A 15,305-nucleotide genomic window follows, 5' to 3' on the forward strand; every position below is an offset into this window, starting at 1 on the left:
TCAGTCACCAACGTTGTCGACTGTGCCGACGCCTTCGCGAGCAGGCTCGCTCCCACAAAGGGATGCGAGTCAGGGGAATATCATTCCTCGTCGGAGCCCTCGGCACGCCAGTAGCCGGCAGCCTTGATGAACTGCTCATCGAGCCCGTGCTCATCGATCAACACCCGGCGAATCTGCCGTGAGACTTTCGTTTCGGTCGCGACCCACGCATACAGATTGCCGTTGGGCACCTGCAGTTGTTTGACGGTGGTCAGCAGGTTGTCCTTGCCGCCCTCGCGCAAGACCCAGATCACATTGACCTGCGCGGCGCTTTCCAGCCGTTGCTGCTCGGCGCCGTTTTCCACTTCCACCACCACCAGCGCCTTGCGATTGGCCGCCAGGCCTTCGAGGCGGCGGGCGATGGCGGGCAGGGCGGTTTCATCGCCGATCAGCAGGTAGCTGTCAAACATGTCCGGCACGATCATCGAGCCACGCGGGCCGCCGATGTGCAGAAACTGGCCGGGTTGCGCCTGCTCGGCCCACGTCGAGGCAGGGCCGTCGCCGTGCAGGACGAAGTCGATGTCCAGCTCCATTTTTTCCAGGTCGTAGCGACGCGGGGTGTAGTCGCGCATTTCCGGTTTTGGTCCGTCGTCCTTGGCGGCGCCGAGTTCCATATTTTCCAGCGCTGCTGCTTGCTCGGCGTTCTGCGGAAACAGCAATTTCACGTGATCATCGGTGCCCAGGCTGATGAAACCCGCCAGCTCCGGCCCGCCGAGGGTGATGCGGCGCATGCGCGGCGTCAGGTCGACCACGCGCAACACTTGCAGCTTGCGACGTTTGATTTCATGCATGACGCGGTGAATGGTCTGAGTATCGACGGCGGTCATTCGGCAGTCTCCGGGGCAGGTCGGGCGGCGGGGCCGTCGACGATGGCTTTGGCGGTGTTGTTGAGCAGGTCGCGCACACGCAGGATTTCTTCCGCGCTCCAGCGTCCGTGGTGCATTTGCAGAGCGTGGCGCAGGTTGTGCACCGCCTCGTGGATTTCCGGCGGCCGGTCATGGCCGCGCAGCGAGCGTTTGCTGACCTCGATGCGCATGCGTACGCCGTCCAGCGCCACCGCTTGTTCCTCAAGCGATACACGACCGGCGTCGGTGACGCTGTAGCGTTTCTTGCCACCCTCGGCGTCGCCGCTGATCAGTTCGCTTTCTTCGAGAAAGGTCAGGGTCGGGTAGATCACCCCGGGGCTCGGGCTGTAGGCGCCGTCGAACATGCTTTCGATCTGGCGGATCAGGTCGTAGCCGTGGCACGGCTGTTCGGCGACCAGCGCCAGCAGCAGCAATTTCAGATCACCGGGGGCGAATACTCGTGGGCCGCGGCCACCGCGTTCGCGGCCGGGGCGACGGTCGAAGCCGTCACGGGGCTCACCGTGTTCGCGGTGGGGTGAATGATGGTCTCTCATTTCAGTCTTCTCTCGTCGTGTTTAGATACAACGTAAGATATATCTTAACGAGGGTGCAAGACGTTTTTTCTCTGCGGTCTGCGTGGCTGACGAGCGGCAGGCGCCAGCGAAACGCAAGCACTGAAATCACGCAAGCGGAGCCACGCGCAATGACCGGAAAGTTAAAGTCATGGCTCTAGTTGTTGTAGAGTATAAGTTCTAAAAGTTGCGAAGTTACTGCCGGGGCGGGGCGAAGTTGCTGTATGGTTTTTTAACTAAAACTGTTTGTAGGGCATCGCTTACAGTTACTGTTTCGAATATCGCTATTTAGCTGTTTTTTCTTGCAGGTCATAGGGTTGTTTAACTACGAGGTTGTCGGAAGTTGCCTGCTTACTTTCCAGAGTCGACAGCCGATGATGCGCCCACATTGAAAGTTCAAGTTGATCTGGCTCAACTCGAGCGACGACTCGAGCAGTGTCTGCTTGAACTTTCAATGTTCATTCCCCTATCAAGCAAACAGGTACATAACGATGTTCAAGAAACTTGCAATCGCCGCTCCACTGGCTCTTCTGGCAATGACCTCCACTGGCGCATTCGCCGCCGGCGAAGCGTCGCACTCGATCAGCCTTGTCGCGCATGTGCCGACCAACGGTTTCTACGTCGTGCCGACTGACCCGGATCTGGTCAACAAGGACCAGGACATGAGCTACCAGCCGACCACCGGCAAAATGGCCGACGTCAATGGTTTCTTCGACGTGCGTAACAACAACGGTTCGGTACACGCCAGCCTCGAAAGTGCACCAAAACTGGTGTCCGGCAGTACCTCGATCGACCTGCAGGTCATGCTTAACAACAAGGAACTGACCCTGACCCCGCAAATGGTCGTTGGTGAAGCCGAGTCTGACGTCAACTACCGTGCACCGCTGAAAATTTCTGCCAAGGGCAGCAACTTCCAGCCGGGCGATTACACAGGTTCCGTGGCAATGATCTTCGACGCTGTGCCACCGGTCGGCGGCAACTGATCGACTGATCAGGTTCATAGCGCTCGCTTTCACGCGTGGCGTCAACCGACGGGGCAGGCAGCGATGTGTGCCCCGCCGGACTTTCATTGTCAGTAAACCAGAGTACGAGTTCATGTTCCCGATGACCCCCATCGCGGCTGCGCTTGCGCTGTTGTTTTGTGCCAGCGCAGCCGTCGCATCCAACACCGCCGGTACCACGCCACGCAGTCTGCTGGCGCAGGCCAAAGGCCTGCCAGCGGATTTCGAGGAGCATTTCTTTGATGTGCCGCTGGCGGTGCGGGTCGAAGTCGACCAGCAGCCGCTGGGCGAAGCCATGGTGGTGTTGTCCCGCGATGATCGCATCACCCTCCTCGAATTCACCGACACCAGTGAAAACCGTTTCGGCCCGTCCGAGCGGGAAAAGTGGGCCAGTTATCTCAAGCCCGGCGTGCCCTTGGGTGGGTGCAGCGGTTCCTGCCCGGATCAGTTTCTGGCCGTGCACTACAACCTGGAAGACTCACTGGTTTCGATTGTCACCGAAAACGCCGAACGCGACGTTGAGGCCAAGCGTTATTTCGAGCAACCCAGCGGCGGCAGCAGCGGCCTGATGGTGCGTAACCAGCTCAACCTCAACGGTGGTCAGGACCAGGACCTCGGTGGGCGTTTCGGCCTTGAAGCCAGCGCGAGCCTGGGCAACTGGAGCCAGACCCTCAACCTGCAAATGGCCCGTCTCGGCGGCCCGGACGACAAGCTTTATCACGCCGTGCATGAACTGCACACCCAGCGCGAACTGCAAGGCAGTTTCTTCCGCCTGGGCTATTTCACCCCCAATTCCGAAGGGCTGACGCGCCAACCGCGTACGTTCGGCACCAGCCCCGACACCGCTGTCGGCGTGATGTATGGCAGCTCCGACAGTCTGGCCATCAATAGCCCGATGCCCAGCGTGTACCCGATCTACGTCACCGCCAACCGCCAGGGTTCGGTAGAGATCTGGCGCGACGGCCTGCTGATCAACACGCAATCAGTACCGGCCGGGTTGCAGACCCTCGACACCCGGCCATTGCCCGGCGGTATCTACGAAGTGGAAGTGCGTCTGATCGAAGACGGCCAGATCACTTCGACCACCCAGGAGCTGGTGTACAAGCCCAGCAACTGGCGCAACCTCGACGAGCGCTGGCGCTACAACCTGTTCGCCGGCGAAGAAAGCAAACTGCTGAGCAACTGGGACACGCAATCGAGCGGCAGTCCGACCGCCGGCGCGGCGGTGAACTACTTGCTGCATCCGCGGGTGATTGTCGGCGCATCGGCGCGGCAGATTCGCGAAAAGCTGCAGTACGGCACCTCGATCGACTGGACATTGGCCAATCATGTCAGCCTCTACGCCAACGTCTACAAGACCGAGGATTACGGCACCGGACTCGATCTGCAAAGCCTGTACAACTACGGTGCCGGCAGCATTGTCGTCAGCCACAACCGCAGCTGGCTCGACACCACCAACACCTATGACACCTTGCCCGATGGCACACGGATTCGCCCGCGCAACGTGTTCATCGGCCAGACCAGCAATTCCTCGCTGGCGCTCAATCATCGGGTCAGCAGCATGAGTTCAGTCAACGCTCGAGTGGCGCACAGTGAGGGCAATGTCGAGGGCTTGGGCATCGATCTCGGCTGGACCCAGCGCACCACGCTGTTGGGCAGTGACGCCAGTTGGCGTTTGTCGATTTTCGATCGGCCGGGCAGCTACAGCAGTGGCGATGCGCGCAATCGTGGCGTCGACCTGAGCATCAACCTGGCGCTCGGTGCGCCCGGCCAGCAGATCACCGGCAGCATCGGCTCGCGCACCGCCCGCGATGGCCAGCGCGACAACAACGCTTCGCTCGGCTGGCGCAAGGATTTCAAGGATCACGTGCTGCAAAGCGTATCGGTCACCGCGCTCACCGACACCTATGGTCTGGGCATGTCCGGCCTGACCAACTTCCGCACCGATGCGGTCAACGGCGACGCGTTTGTCCAGCGCTCCTCGTACAACGGCAATTACACCGGCGGCCTCAACGTCGACAGCACGCTGGTGATCGGCGGCGAAAAAATGCTCCTGACCAGCCAGAGCGAAGTGCGCGGCGCCGGGCTGATCGTCGACGTCGAGTCGGACATCGACGATATCGTCCTGCGCGCCGATGACTACAGCGGCGGCGGTGCGGCGTTGAAGCCGGGGCGCAATTTCATTCCGATCACGGCGTACCAGAACAGCTCGGTGAGTTTCGACTTCGAAGGGAACAACGTCCCGGCGGCAACGATCGAGCCGGCACGTACCCGTTATCACCTGAACAAGGGCGGCGTCGAGTACCGCAAGGTGCGCGTGATGAAAACCTTCACAGTGCTCGGTCGACTGGTCAATGCCCAGGGCCAACCGCTCAAGGGGCACCACGTGATCAACCACGCCAGCCGTGGCGTGACTGAAGTCGACGGGTTCTTTTCGATGGAAATGAATGCCGGCTCGCCGACTCTGGAAGTGCGTCAGGGCAATCAGTTGCTGTGCCAGTTCCGTCTCAACGAGGCAGACCATCGCAGCGAGAACGACGTGCTGATGATCGGGGATTTGCGTTGCACGCCGGATACGTTGGCGGATGTCACGACCACTGAACAGAAGGCAGGTTGATCCCATGAAGATAATGACCACCGGTTGCGCTTTGGCGCTGGCGTTGAGCGCGTTCCCGGTACAGGCCGTGAATCAGGAAATTCGTGCGATGTTCCAGCCCGATCCTGCGCAGCCGTCGAAGAACCTGTTCGTCAACCAGACGCCCAACAGCGGGTATTGCTTGAATTTCCCCCCACAGTGCGCCGCCAACAACATGTTCAGCATTGAACTGCCGGTCCGTTATCAATCTACTCGCGCAATCATGCCGGGGGACGATGTCTCGCTGCGTGCACCTGCGGGCTGGCGACAGTTGACAGTGACCAATATGGATACTCAGGAAACGGAAGTCGTTGAACTGCGGGTAACCGGCATCGGCTCCCGATTTGTGCTGGGCGATACCGTGAAGAACCTGACGGGGGTCGAGCAACCCACAGGCCATGACATTCTCTGGACTTCCCAGTCTGGCTGGCTTTACGCCCCGGCGCCTTGCCTGGGCTCGGGCCTGGCGAGTTACAGCGACGTTGCCTATCGTTTTTTCTGGCGCACGCCAGTTGAAGCTGCGTGCACCAAGACGGCGGCTTTTCGCATTCCCTCAATGGACTACGAGACAATCGACTTCGCCTACGAGCTGAAAACGCCCAACCCGTTGGGCATGACTAGCGGCCTGTACACCGGTTCTCTCAACTACACGATGGGCCCCGGCGGCGACTTCGATATGGGCGCAGCGTTTCAGTCCGACGACAGCAACCTGACTCTTGATTTCGTCCTCGATGTGCAGCACACCCTGAAAATCGACATTCCACCCGGAGGCAACAACGTCACGCTGGAGCCCGAAGGCGGCTGGGCACCGTGGATAAACAGCGGACGCAAGCCCAACAGGATCTTTCGCGACCAGCCGTTTCACATTTCGGCGTCGTCACGCTTCAAGGTCATGATGCTGTGCAGTTCGCAAGGGGGCAACACCTGCAACCTGGGCAGCACGGAGGGTAATTCCACAGAGGTGGAGGTGTTCATGACCTTGCCGCCAGGCATCACCCATGCCGGCGGCCATGAGGTCAAGCGGCTTCCCTTGCGTTTCAACGACTGGATCGGGCCGTTTCAGCCAGGCCTTTATCTGGACCGCAAGCCCGGTGCGATCCATTTCGAAATGACGCGGTTTGCCATTGATTTTCTCCTCAGACCCGGCGTCAACGACCGCTTGCGTGGCAATGTCACCATTATCTGGGATTCGGAAGCATGAGCCTTTCAGTCCGTATCTTCGCAACCGTTCAGGAGTTCTCAACGATGAACCGTGGTTTTCTGCTGGGCGTGCTCAGCCTGTTTTGCCTGACTGCCCAGGCCGGTCCGCAGATCAATGTCGGCACTGTGTACGACTATCTCGATGCCGATAAAAGTACCTACCTCAAGCGCGTGTTCAACAGCGGCGATGCCACGGCGTTCGTCAAGGTCAACGTGCTGGAAATCGTCTACGACGCTGATGGCACCTCGCAGGAAATTGCCGTCGAGAACGCCGCCGACGGCGCTTCGCGAAACGGCCTGATGGCCAGCCCCGCACGGTTGATCGTGCCTGCGCAGGGCATGCAGGGCACGCGCTTGCTGTACATGGGCGCGCGTGATCGCGAGCGCTATTTTCGCGTGCGCTTCGTGCCGGTGGTGCCAGAAAAGGAGGATGAATTCCTGGTCACTAACGAGGAACGTGAGGACTACAAGAACTCGCTCTCAGCCGGGGTCAACGTGATGACCGGCTTCGGCACGATTTTTTTCGTCCGGCCCAAAGACGCGCGTTTCGACACGGTGGTCAATGACAGCGCCAACCGTTACGAACTGCGCAACAACGGCAACACGGTGATCATCGTCGATGAGTTCAAGAGCTGTTCGCTGACCACGGACAGCGACTGCGGCGCGACCACCAAACACCATGTGCTGGCTGGCAAGAGCTTCGCCTTCGACAAGGAAAAGGGCCGCGAATACCGCTTCTTCCTGATCGAAGGGGCCGACAAAAAAGCCCTGAAAACCGCCAGTCGCTAGATCCGCTTCCACTGACGCATCGGGTAATCAACATGATCAAGCAATGCACCATCATCGCGCTGATGCTCGCCACCGGGCTGACCGGCGCGCTGGCGTGGGCGGCTCGGGAAGAGCACACCTTCGAGGTGTCGCTGACCATTCCCAGTCGGCCGTTTTATGTCATTCCTGCCGAGCCGGACTGGATTCACCGGCCGCAACAGTTGTGGTGGGATTATCCCAAGGCCACCCTGGGCAGCCTCGAGAAAAACTTCGACGTTCGGCATGACAGTAGCGCGATCGATGCGCGCCTGCTGTTCGATCCGTACCTGGAAAACGGCCGGCCAAACGAGGTGATCATGCTGCGCGTCACGTTCAATAACGTCGTGCTCAGCTCACACATCGTTGCGCAGCAAGTGGTCTCGAAAGAGGAGGCTGCCGGCGGCAAACGCGTGGCGCTGAAGATCGAACCGATCGAGCCGGCAGGCGGTTACCGCTCGGGCGATTACAACGGCAATGTGTTGCTGATGTTCAGCGCTGCCGCGCCGGCATCCTGATTCACGGAGATTCAATGATTTCGTTACGCAGATGCCTTCCGGTTTCCGCCCTGTGGGGCGGCTTCATGTTGTCGGTGGCTGTGAGGGTGACGACGGTGCAAACGTGTTGCTGATTGGTGATTTGCACGGCGGACACCCTGGCGGATGTCACCTGCACTGGACAGAAGGCGGGTTCAAGAAAATGAAAAGAATCACAGGTGGCATCGGTCTGGCGCTGGTGTTGGCAACGTCTATGGCACAGGCTGCCATCCAGGAAATCCGCGCCACATTTCGCCCGGATCCGTCGCAGCCAAACAAGAACGTATTTATCAATCAAACGCCGAACAGCGGTTACTGTGCGAATTACCCGGAGCAATGCGCGGACAACACCACATTCAGTATCCAACTGCCGATTCGTTTCACTTCCAACGGCACTATCAAACCCTATTGGGGAGTCGGCATAAAGGTTCCGGCCAACTGGCGGCGGCTGACAGTCACCAATGCGGATACGCAGGAAGTGGAAACTGTTGAAGTGCGCATCACGGGTATTGGCTCAAATTATGTTCTGAGCGACCCGGCGCACGAACTGGTCGGGGTGAGCGACCCACTGGCGGGCCACCAACAACTTTGGGAAAGCAGTTGGGTGTATGCACCTTCACCTTGTCTGTACAGCGGAGTCGGCGCTTATACCCCCGCTACCTACCGTTTCTTCTGGAAGGCTCCCGCGGAAGGTTACTGCACCAAAAAGACGATGTACTCCATTCCGTCCATGTATTTCGACACACTCGACTTCGCTTATGAACTGCGCACGCCCAATCCGTTAGGTATGTCCTCGGGGCAGTACACCGGCTCGATGACCTATAGCGTCGGGGGCGGTGGCGACTTTGATATTGGAGGAGGGTTTCAGTCCGACGACAGCACCCTGACGCTGGATTTCGTGCTGGACGTGCAGCACACCCTCAAGGTGGATGTCCCGTCAGGCGGCAATCATATCGTGCTGGAACCTCAGGGCGGCTGGCGCAGTTGGCTGGAAAACGGACGCAAACCCGTGCGGCTGTATCGCGATCAGATTTTCCACATCTCTGCGTCGTCGAAATTCACCATGAAACTGGAATGCGAGCACAGCATGGGCGTGGGCTCCGGTTGCGCCATTATCGACCGCGAAACCCGCTACGGCGGGGTGGTCGATGTCAGCGTCAGCCTGCCCAACGGCTTGACCGATGGCGCCGGCCAGGCGGTCAAACGTTTTCCGTTGCGGCCGCAGACCAGCCCGGTGTTTCAGCCGAGCATCTACGTCGATCGCAAACCGGGAACGCTGCATTTCGAGGTCGACAAGAACTACACCGATCTGCTGATCGACAACGCGAAAGGCCGGCCTTATCAAGGCAATATCACGGTGATCTGGGATTCGGAGGTCGGTTAAGGATTGCCAGCGCGGCCGAGCGGTGAGGCGCCGGCCGCGCTGAACATTCAGAGGCCGGCTCTTTTCAGTGCCTCACGGGTCAGGCGCCGCGACAGTTCGTTGCGCTGATAACCGATGCCGATCAACAGCTCTTCGTAACGGGCGTCGCTCATTGGTTTGTTTTCGAAAAATTGCGCAGTATCAGCGATACCCAACTGGCCTGCGAGGCGCTCGATCTTTCGGTTGAGGGGAGTCAGACTGGCCAGATCAGTCGTGCTGGCCCACTGCGCCTGCGCCTCGCGCAGTTCATCGAGCCAGCCTTCCTGCGGCTCGAACTCGCGAGCATTGCGTTCGTATTGGTCCGGGTAGGCCTTGAGCAAATGTTCTTCCCAGAAATTCTCGTAATACAAATCGAGCATGCCGTTGACCAGACCATCGCCCTGTTCGGCTTTGGTGATCGTCTCGAAAGCGATGTCGACTTTCTTTTGAGTCACACCCGAGCGTGGCCGGTAAAGCATGCCTTCTGATTGCCAGGGCAGTTGCAGGCGCTCGGCCAGCCCCGTTTCGAACGCCATGTGCACTTCGACTTCGTCCGGTGGCAAATTGCGCGAGTCGTTTTTGTTCAGTTGCACTTGTGTCCAGTATTCAAGCGCAGCTTCGTCTGTCACTCGGTTCAAGCGTGCCGCCGCGCGGGCCAGGCGCACGAGTTTGTCTTCAAGTACGGCAGGCGATGTCGATTCGCCGTAAGCCTTGGACACCAGTACTTTCAGGCCCAGCGAATTGAACAGCTGCGCGCCGAAATCGCCGCAGTCCTCGGGCGTGACGATCTGCTGGAACAGCGTCTCGCGCAGTTTCGCGTCCAGCGCCACAGCATCGACCATTTCCCAGACGCGTTGGGTCAAGCGTCTGCGACCATTGTCAGTCTGGTAATCGGCGCTTTCTCTAAGCTTGCGAATCACGCTGAAAAAACCGGCGCTGTCCGGCTCCGCCATCAGATCGTGCCAGGACTCTTCGCGGTATTTGCTGAAGGATGCTGTCGGGCCGAGCGTGTCGGGTTGTTGAGGAAACGATCGCCAGTGGCGAATCTCGTCGTCAGCTGCGGAGAAATAATCCTGCACCAATGCCAGGCCGACGGACTCGCGATAACCGCCAAGGCGAACGCGATCCTCAACGGACAGCCGCGACGTATCGAGCCGCGCTCGACTGAGGATGCGCGCCTGCACCGATCCGGGCGTGACTTCGGGCAACGATTTGATCGGCGCTGCGCGCATATCCAGCATGAAGCTTTGCGGACGTTGCTTGTCCACCGCGCCAACCCTGAACAAACCTTCGGGCCAGCTCTCGATACGGGTGTTGGCCAGGCTCAGTTCGGTCAAGTGGTTCATCGCGCCGACATCCGGTGGCAGGTCCAGCGGATTGCCGTTCAGATTCAGCGTGCGCAACTGTTCCAGCTGGCCAAGCTGTTGCCGCGATTCGGACGTCAGTTTGATTCTGTTATCGGCCAGATCCAGGTCCTGCAAGGGACGCATCAGCCCGATGATGTCCGGGAGCGCCTGCAACTCACACTGCCGAGCGCTCAGTTGGCGCAGATTGGGCAAGCTGCTCAGCATCGCACTCGGATCCGGAGAAAGACGCGCTCTGTCCAGTTTCAGTGCGGTGATACGATCAAGGTGCTGTTTCATTTTCGGCCGCCTGATCAGGTCATTCCACCAGCGCTCCAGATCATGGCTCACCAGATCGGAAGACAGATCGAGCGTATAGCCTTGATCTGGACGGGCGCTGCGTTCGCCGAACATTTCGCTGCGCCGCTCGAAGCACTCTTTCAGGCGCTCCTCGATAAAGTCGCCGCCCTTGTGCAGGTAGTCCGAGGACAAGCCCGGATAACCGGTTTCCGGATCGACCTCTGTATAACTGCTGCGCCAGTCTGTTAACTCGTTTTGCAGATCCTTGCGTTCCTGCTCGAGCCGCGCAATGGCGTCTTTCGGCTCGCCCTTGCGCGTCAGTGCTTCAAGAAACGTGCTGGCTTCTCTTTCCGTCATTGCCGGATACAGATCGCGGATCCGTTCCTCAGGAGTCGAGCGGCGCAGAAACCTCGGCAAGCCCAGCAGTGTTTCGGTTTCGACGCTCACCATCGGGCGAATCGGCGGTTCAGCGAGGACCGTGCGGCGCTCGGCGGGGGCTGCTGCGAGTTCCATCAGCCAGACCTTCAGCGCGGCGCCCTGGCCGCGCCGATAGCCGATACTCGTCAGTGTTTCGTCAGGCAGGGCACGCAAGATCGCTTCATGAAACTCGGCGGCGGCATGCAGCGAACGGGCGTTGGCGTCGAACACTTCGTAGCGGCCGTGTTCGTTTCTGATCAGACGCCTGAGCGTTTTTGCGTTGTCCGGTCCGCTGCTGCAACGCAAGGGCCCGTCAAAGGTGCCGTCGCGCACCTCGATGTGCAGGTCGGCGAAGGTGTCGGTGTGCAGGCGCAAGGTTCCCAGCGCGAGGCGTTCGCTGTCGGAGCTCAGTTGATGGTCGCGATAGAAACCCTCGTAGGCACGGCTGCTTCTGGCTTCGAAATCCAGCTCCCGTGCCTGATTTTTCAGACGCAACGGCAAGCGCTGTTCGTTCAGGGTGCGTTGCATTTCAGCGGCGCTGGCCTGGCCGAGCAGTTTTTCACCCAGCGGCAACGGCAGTTCGGGGAAGGTCTTGCGCACCACCTGCAGGTCAGCCTTGCCGGTGCGATCGGCCGCTTGATAAAGACGCTTCGACACGTCCTCGCGGCGTTTGTCGACGGCATCGGCGAGCTTGTTGCGCAGTGCTTGCACCCGTTCGGCGACGGGCACGTTACGACCCAGTAGTGTGCGCATCTGCCCCTCGTCAAGAAAGGTCAGCAGACGTTCCGGCAACTGTCCCGCGTAAAGCTCTGACTGGGTAACAGTCAGCGTGTCGGCGGCGCTGGCCATCGGGTTGCCGTACTGGCGGGAATAACCGTCCAGATGGTCATACTCAACCTTCAACGCGCGCTCGTATGGCCAGCCCGGCAGGCTGGTGGCGATTGGTTCGAACCAGTCCGACTCGGCCGCGATCGGTTTGCCGGCGCGGATGTTGGCGCTGGCGACCTTCGCATCGTCGTAGGCCGCGTAACGCTTGAGACCGTCCGCCAGCAAGGGCGGCGGTGGGCTGCTGTCGCTGTGCATCCGGCGCAGGTGATGGTGGCCGGTGCCGCTGCTGATGCGAATCTGCTCCAGTTGCGTGGGCGAGAAGCGCTGGGCGCGATGGCCGAGGCGCGGCATCAATGCGTTGTCGTTCCAGTCCGACGGGTTCTCTGCCTCATGCCGCCACGCGCCGTGCTCGTTGTGTTCCAGCAGTGGTTTGTAGGCGTTGTCGCGTTGGGGGTGTTTGACCCGCCAGGTTTTTACTTCCGGGCGCGTCGAGGCTTTCTCGATGCTGAAAAGTTTGCCGTCCAGCGGCAAGATGCGCTCGCCGCCATGGTCGTGCAGGCCATGCGGGTCGGGTTTCGAGGCCCCATCGAGTTGCAGGCTTTTTTGTTCATAGGGACCCAGATCGGGATGCCACAGCGACGCTTTGCCATCGGGTAATTGTACTTGTTTCATGTCGTCCACCAGCGGCGACAGCTTGACCTTGAAGGCGCCGGCAATTTCCGCGCCCGCGCCGAACGCGGCCAGTTCGATGACGTTGGTCACCACGCTGATGACATGCTCACCCGCTTCCTGCCACAGGCCTTCGGCCAGATCGACGATGCCTTCGATAACGTCAGTGGTCAGCTGGTAGGCGGTGTAAACCATCATCAGCTCACCCAGCCCCGGCACGAACGGTGTGACGATCAACAGGGCGACATTGAAAATGTCGGAGAGGATCTTCTTGAAGTTGTCCCACCAGGCCCAGCGCGCCTTGCTGTCGGTGTCGGCGGTGGAGACGGCGATCTCGCGCGCGTCGTTGAGAATCTTGTTGAGCTTCTGCTGATAGGCGTGGCGCCAGTAATCGCCCGAGACTTTCAGCCGTGCGAATTGCAGGTGGGGATTGTCCACGGCATCCTTGCGCCACGCAGGGCGCTGATCGGTCGGGTCGTCACGCGGGTGATAACGGGTGACGAACAGGCGCTGTTCGAGTTCGGCGAAAAAGTGCCCGCGTTGCTGATGATCGACGAACTGACTGAAGAACTGCCGGTAGGTCTGTTGCGTCGCGTCGCTGAAGCGGTCTTCGCGCAGCTGTCGGGTCAATTCCTCGCGAAAGGCTTTCAGCGAGGCGTATTCCTTGAGCGGGTGATCCGGATCGTGCGGAATGTACGCGATCAGACGACGAATGCCGCGGCTGTCGGTTTGTGTGGGGGTCAGCAGCAGGATCCCGGTCAGTCTGGTGCCGAGCAGCGACAGATCGGCGTACACCAGCGGGCGGTCGTTCAGCATCAGCGGGCGCCTTTCCTCTCTCAGGTCCAACAACATTTTGTAGGCGTCGGAGAAGATGTCGCGTTTGATCAGGGCTAATTGCGCGGCGACCGCGAGGGCATCCTTTTGGCTTTGGCTGACTTTGTATTGCAGGACACTTTCGGCCAGTGGCTCACCGGGCAGCAGATAGCTTTCCAGGTGCTTCTTGTACCTCGCGCCGAGGTCTAGCTGTGTAAACCCACCACGTTGTTCACGGATGCTATTCGGCTAATCGGTGGTAAATAACTCAAACTGGCATGCGGGCGATGCCAGTTGTACCTGTGCAACCAAGGCATCAGATACGTCGCGCGTTGATCTGAGCTTTCATAACTTCTGGCGTAGGCCCATTCGCGCAGAGCGGTCTGTATAAATCGCTCTGCCTTGCCATTCGTGCGCGGGGTGTAAGGCTTGGTAAAGATGTGCTTAAGCCGCAGCCGCCGGCACAGGCGCTTGAAGCTCCTGGATTTGTAGCAAGGGCCGTTGTCGGTCATTACCCGCTCGAATTTCACGCCGAGCGTTTTGTAGTAACGCAGGGCCCGGATCAGCGCGAGGCAGGCGCTACGAGCGGTTTGGTCTGGGTATAAACCACAGTGCGCCACTCGACTATGGTCGTCGATGGCAACATGTCCAAACTCCCAACCCACATGGTAAGAACGGCCTTTCAGACGGTCTTTTGTCACTCGATGACCAGGTTTGTTAAAGCGCCCCAGCCTCTTGATATCCAAGTGCAGCAAGCCTCCCGGCTGAGAGTATTCGTAGCGAATAACCGCAACTGGCGGTTCCAGATAAGCCAGGCGATTGAGTCCGTTGCGGCTCAATATCCTGCCTACCGTGCTATGCCCCACCTTCAAAGACTTACTGATTTCGCCATAGGTTTTTCGCTCACGGCGAAGCTTGATGATTTTCTCCAGACACTCTGGGGCAGTAGCGTGCGGACAGGAAGCCGGGCGGGATGAGCGATCCTGGAGACCTTTTTCGCCTTCGGTTCGATAGCGGTTTATCCACTTGTAGGCAGTGCGAACGCTGACCCCTTGGGCCTTGGCCACCTCTTCAACTCTCAAACCCTCTGTGAGGACTCTTTGAACAAGAAGGGCTCGACCAGAAACAGTTAATCGGGCATTTTTATGAGTGTTCACTCGGGGCCTCCGGGGGCTTGGTTTGGTTCGCACCTCCAATTTCCCGGAAAAGCCCCGAGTGAACAACCTACAGAGAGATCACATCTAGCTCGCGGCACAGTTTTTGGAAATCGCTGATCGGCATGGTGTTTTTGATTGGCAAGACGTCGAACAGACCACGCTCATCAGGCTTGCTGATGTAATCCGAGCCACGCCCGGCCGTTTCGCTGCGGGCGAAGTTGTGCAGTGCGGCATCGAGCAGCGATACCGTTCGGGTGACGACGCCCTCAGACACATTGATCGCGTACCAAGGGGTTTCAGCGGGAAGATAAAGGCGCAGGTACGTGCTTTTGACGTCCGGCTCGATGCCATGAAGCAACTTGATTTTCGCCTTGAGCAGCGGCTCGGCGAAGGCATACAGGTCGGTTTTCTCCAGAAGATGATCGACCTGATTCTGCGAGTTCCATGCTTTAAGATTGGCCGCGGCCAGTTCTTTCAGGTCAGCGGCGCTCGCCGAGGTGTACCAGGGCTGGGGCTTCAGGGACACGTCGGCCAAGGCGCGGGCGCGGTTGACGGTTGCGTTTTTGAAGCTGTCGTGGACGGCAGACTTGATGAATTCGTAATGCCGGCCTTTGTCTGGTTGTTCGGCAGGCAGGGGAGCGGGAGACATGGCCAATCATCCTTGATTGTTGAGGAATGATCAGCCTACCCACGGCAGGGCAAAACAAAAGTTCAAAGTTCGCCAGGCAAACGCTGCTGCGGGTG

At 59.4% G+C, this 15,305-nt stretch carries 11 protein-coding genes; 6 read left to right on the forward strand and 5 right to left on the reverse strand.

All coding sequences use genetic code 11. From position 1 onward, the window contains the following. Positions 1-80: 80 nt before the first annotated feature. Together BLU24_RS07085 and BLU24_RS07090 are read right to left on the reverse strand one after the other, a co-directional pair. The gene (locus tag BLU24_RS07085) at positions 81-866 is read right to left on the reverse strand and encodes a siderophore-interacting protein (RefSeq protein ID WP_093098659.1); all 786 of its coding nucleotides are present in this window, start codon (positions 864-866) and stop codon (positions 81-83) included. Next, complete coding sequence (locus tag BLU24_RS07090) at positions 863-1,438, reverse strand: PadR family transcriptional regulator (protein WP_093098662.1); 576 nt, start codon at positions 1,436-1,438, stop codon at positions 863-865. Before BLU24_RS07090 ends, BLU24_RS07085 begins: the two co-directional genes overlap by 4 nt. A 509-nt stretch (positions 1,439-1,947) precedes the next feature. Here BLU24_RS07090 and BLU24_RS07095 point away from each other — a divergent pair. The 6 genes from BLU24_RS07095 (at position 1,948) to BLU24_RS07120 (ending at position 9,016) form a co-directional block, all read left to right on the forward strand. Then, entirely contained in the window at positions 1,948-2,439 is a 492-nt protein-coding gene (locus BLU24_RS07095) for a CS1 type fimbrial major subunit (RefSeq protein ID WP_093098665.1), read from the forward strand. Between the two features lie 112 nt (positions 2,440-2,551). Continuing rightward, on the forward strand, positions 2,552-5,074 hold the full coding sequence (locus BLU24_RS07100; protein ID WP_093098668.1) for a CS1-pili formation C-terminal domain-containing protein: 2,523 nt from the start codon (positions 2,552-2,554) through the stop codon (positions 5,072-5,074). 4 nt (positions 5,075-5,078) lie between these two features. Then, the gene (locus BLU24_RS07105; RefSeq protein ID WP_093098671.1) at positions 5,079-6,293 is read left to right on the forward strand and encodes a hypothetical protein; all 1,215 of its coding nucleotides are present in this window, start codon (positions 5,079-5,081) and stop codon (positions 6,291-6,293) included. 44 nt (positions 6,294-6,337) lie between these two features. Continuing rightward, entirely contained in the window at positions 6,338-7,081 is a 744-nt protein-coding gene (locus BLU24_RS07110; RefSeq protein ID WP_093098674.1) for a pilus assembly protein, read from the forward strand. A gap of 32 nt (positions 7,082-7,113) precedes the next feature. Next, entirely contained in the window at positions 7,114-7,614 is a 501-nt protein-coding gene (locus BLU24_RS07115) for a CS1 type fimbrial major subunit (RefSeq protein ID WP_172833246.1), read from the forward strand. A 181-nt stretch (positions 7,615-7,795) separates the two neighbouring features. Then, entirely contained in the window at positions 7,796-9,016 is a 1,221-nt protein-coding gene (locus tag BLU24_RS07120) for a hypothetical protein (RefSeq protein WP_093098680.1), read from the forward strand. Positions 9,017-9,063: 47 nt separating this feature from the next. Here BLU24_RS07120 and BLU24_RS07125 read toward each other — a convergent pair whose 3' ends face one another. The 3 genes from BLU24_RS07125 to BLU24_RS07135 all read right to left on the reverse strand — a co-directional run bounded on the left by BLU24_RS07125 (position 9,064) and on the right by BLU24_RS07135 (position 15,210). Next, positions 9,064-13,644, reverse strand: coding sequence for an NEL-type E3 ubiquitin ligase domain-containing protein (locus BLU24_RS07125; protein WP_093098683.1), 4,581 nt, complete (start codon positions 13,642-13,644; stop codon positions 9,064-9,066). After that, positions 13,611-14,561 (reverse strand): IS481 family transposase, encoded by a 951-nt coding sequence (locus BLU24_RS07130; RefSeq protein ID WP_093096621.1) that lies wholly within the window; start codon positions 14,559-14,561, stop codon positions 13,611-13,613. The genes BLU24_RS07125 and BLU24_RS07130 overlap by 34 nt, the downstream gene beginning before the upstream one ends. A 67-nt stretch (positions 14,562-14,628) precedes the next feature. Next, complete coding sequence (locus BLU24_RS07135; protein ID WP_093098686.1) at positions 14,629-15,210, reverse strand: dermonecrotic toxin domain-containing protein; 582 nt, start codon at positions 15,208-15,210, stop codon at positions 14,629-14,631. Positions 15,211-15,305 lie beyond the last annotated feature (95 nt).

The organism is Pseudomonas sp. Z003-0.4C(8344-21), assembly GCF_900104975.1.
In the GTDB taxonomy this organism is placed as follows: domain Bacteria; phylum Pseudomonadota; class Gammaproteobacteria; order Pseudomonadales; family Pseudomonadaceae; genus Aquipseudomonas; species Aquipseudomonas granadensis.

What these genes read in the sequence shown, in the direction of transcription:
- BLU24_RS07085 (WP_093098659.1), bottom strand. Translation starts at nt 866, where the DNA reads ATGACCGCCGTCGATACTCAGACCATTCACCGCGTCATGCATGAAATC.
- BLU24_RS07090 (WP_093098662.1), bottom strand. Translation starts at nt 1,438, where the DNA reads ATGAGAGACCATCATTCACCCCACCGCGAACACGGTGAGCCCCGTGAC.
- BLU24_RS07095 (WP_093098665.1), top strand. Translation starts at nt 1,948, where the DNA reads ATGTTCAAGAAACTTGCAATCGCCGCTCCACTGGCTCTTCTGGCAATG.
- BLU24_RS07100 (WP_093098668.1), top strand. Translation starts at nt 2,552, where the DNA reads ATGTTCCCGATGACCCCCATCGCGGCTGCGCTTGCGCTGTTGTTTTGT.
- BLU24_RS07105 (WP_093098671.1), top strand. Translation starts at nt 5,079, where the DNA reads ATGAAGATAATGACCACCGGTTGCGCTTTGGCGCTGGCGTTGAGCGCG.
- BLU24_RS07110 (WP_093098674.1), top strand. Translation starts at nt 6,338, where the DNA reads ATGAACCGTGGTTTTCTGCTGGGCGTGCTCAGCCTGTTTTGCCTGACT.
- BLU24_RS07115 (WP_172833246.1), top strand. Translation starts at nt 7,114, where the DNA reads ATGATCAAGCAATGCACCATCATCGCGCTGATGCTCGCCACCGGGCTG.
- BLU24_RS07120 (WP_093098680.1), top strand. Translation starts at nt 7,796, where the DNA reads ATGAAAAGAATCACAGGTGGCATCGGTCTGGCGCTGGTGTTGGCAACG.
- BLU24_RS07135 (WP_093098686.1), bottom strand. Translation starts at nt 15,210, where the DNA reads ATGTCTCCCGCTCCCCTGCCTGCCGAACAACCAGACAAAGGCCGGCAT.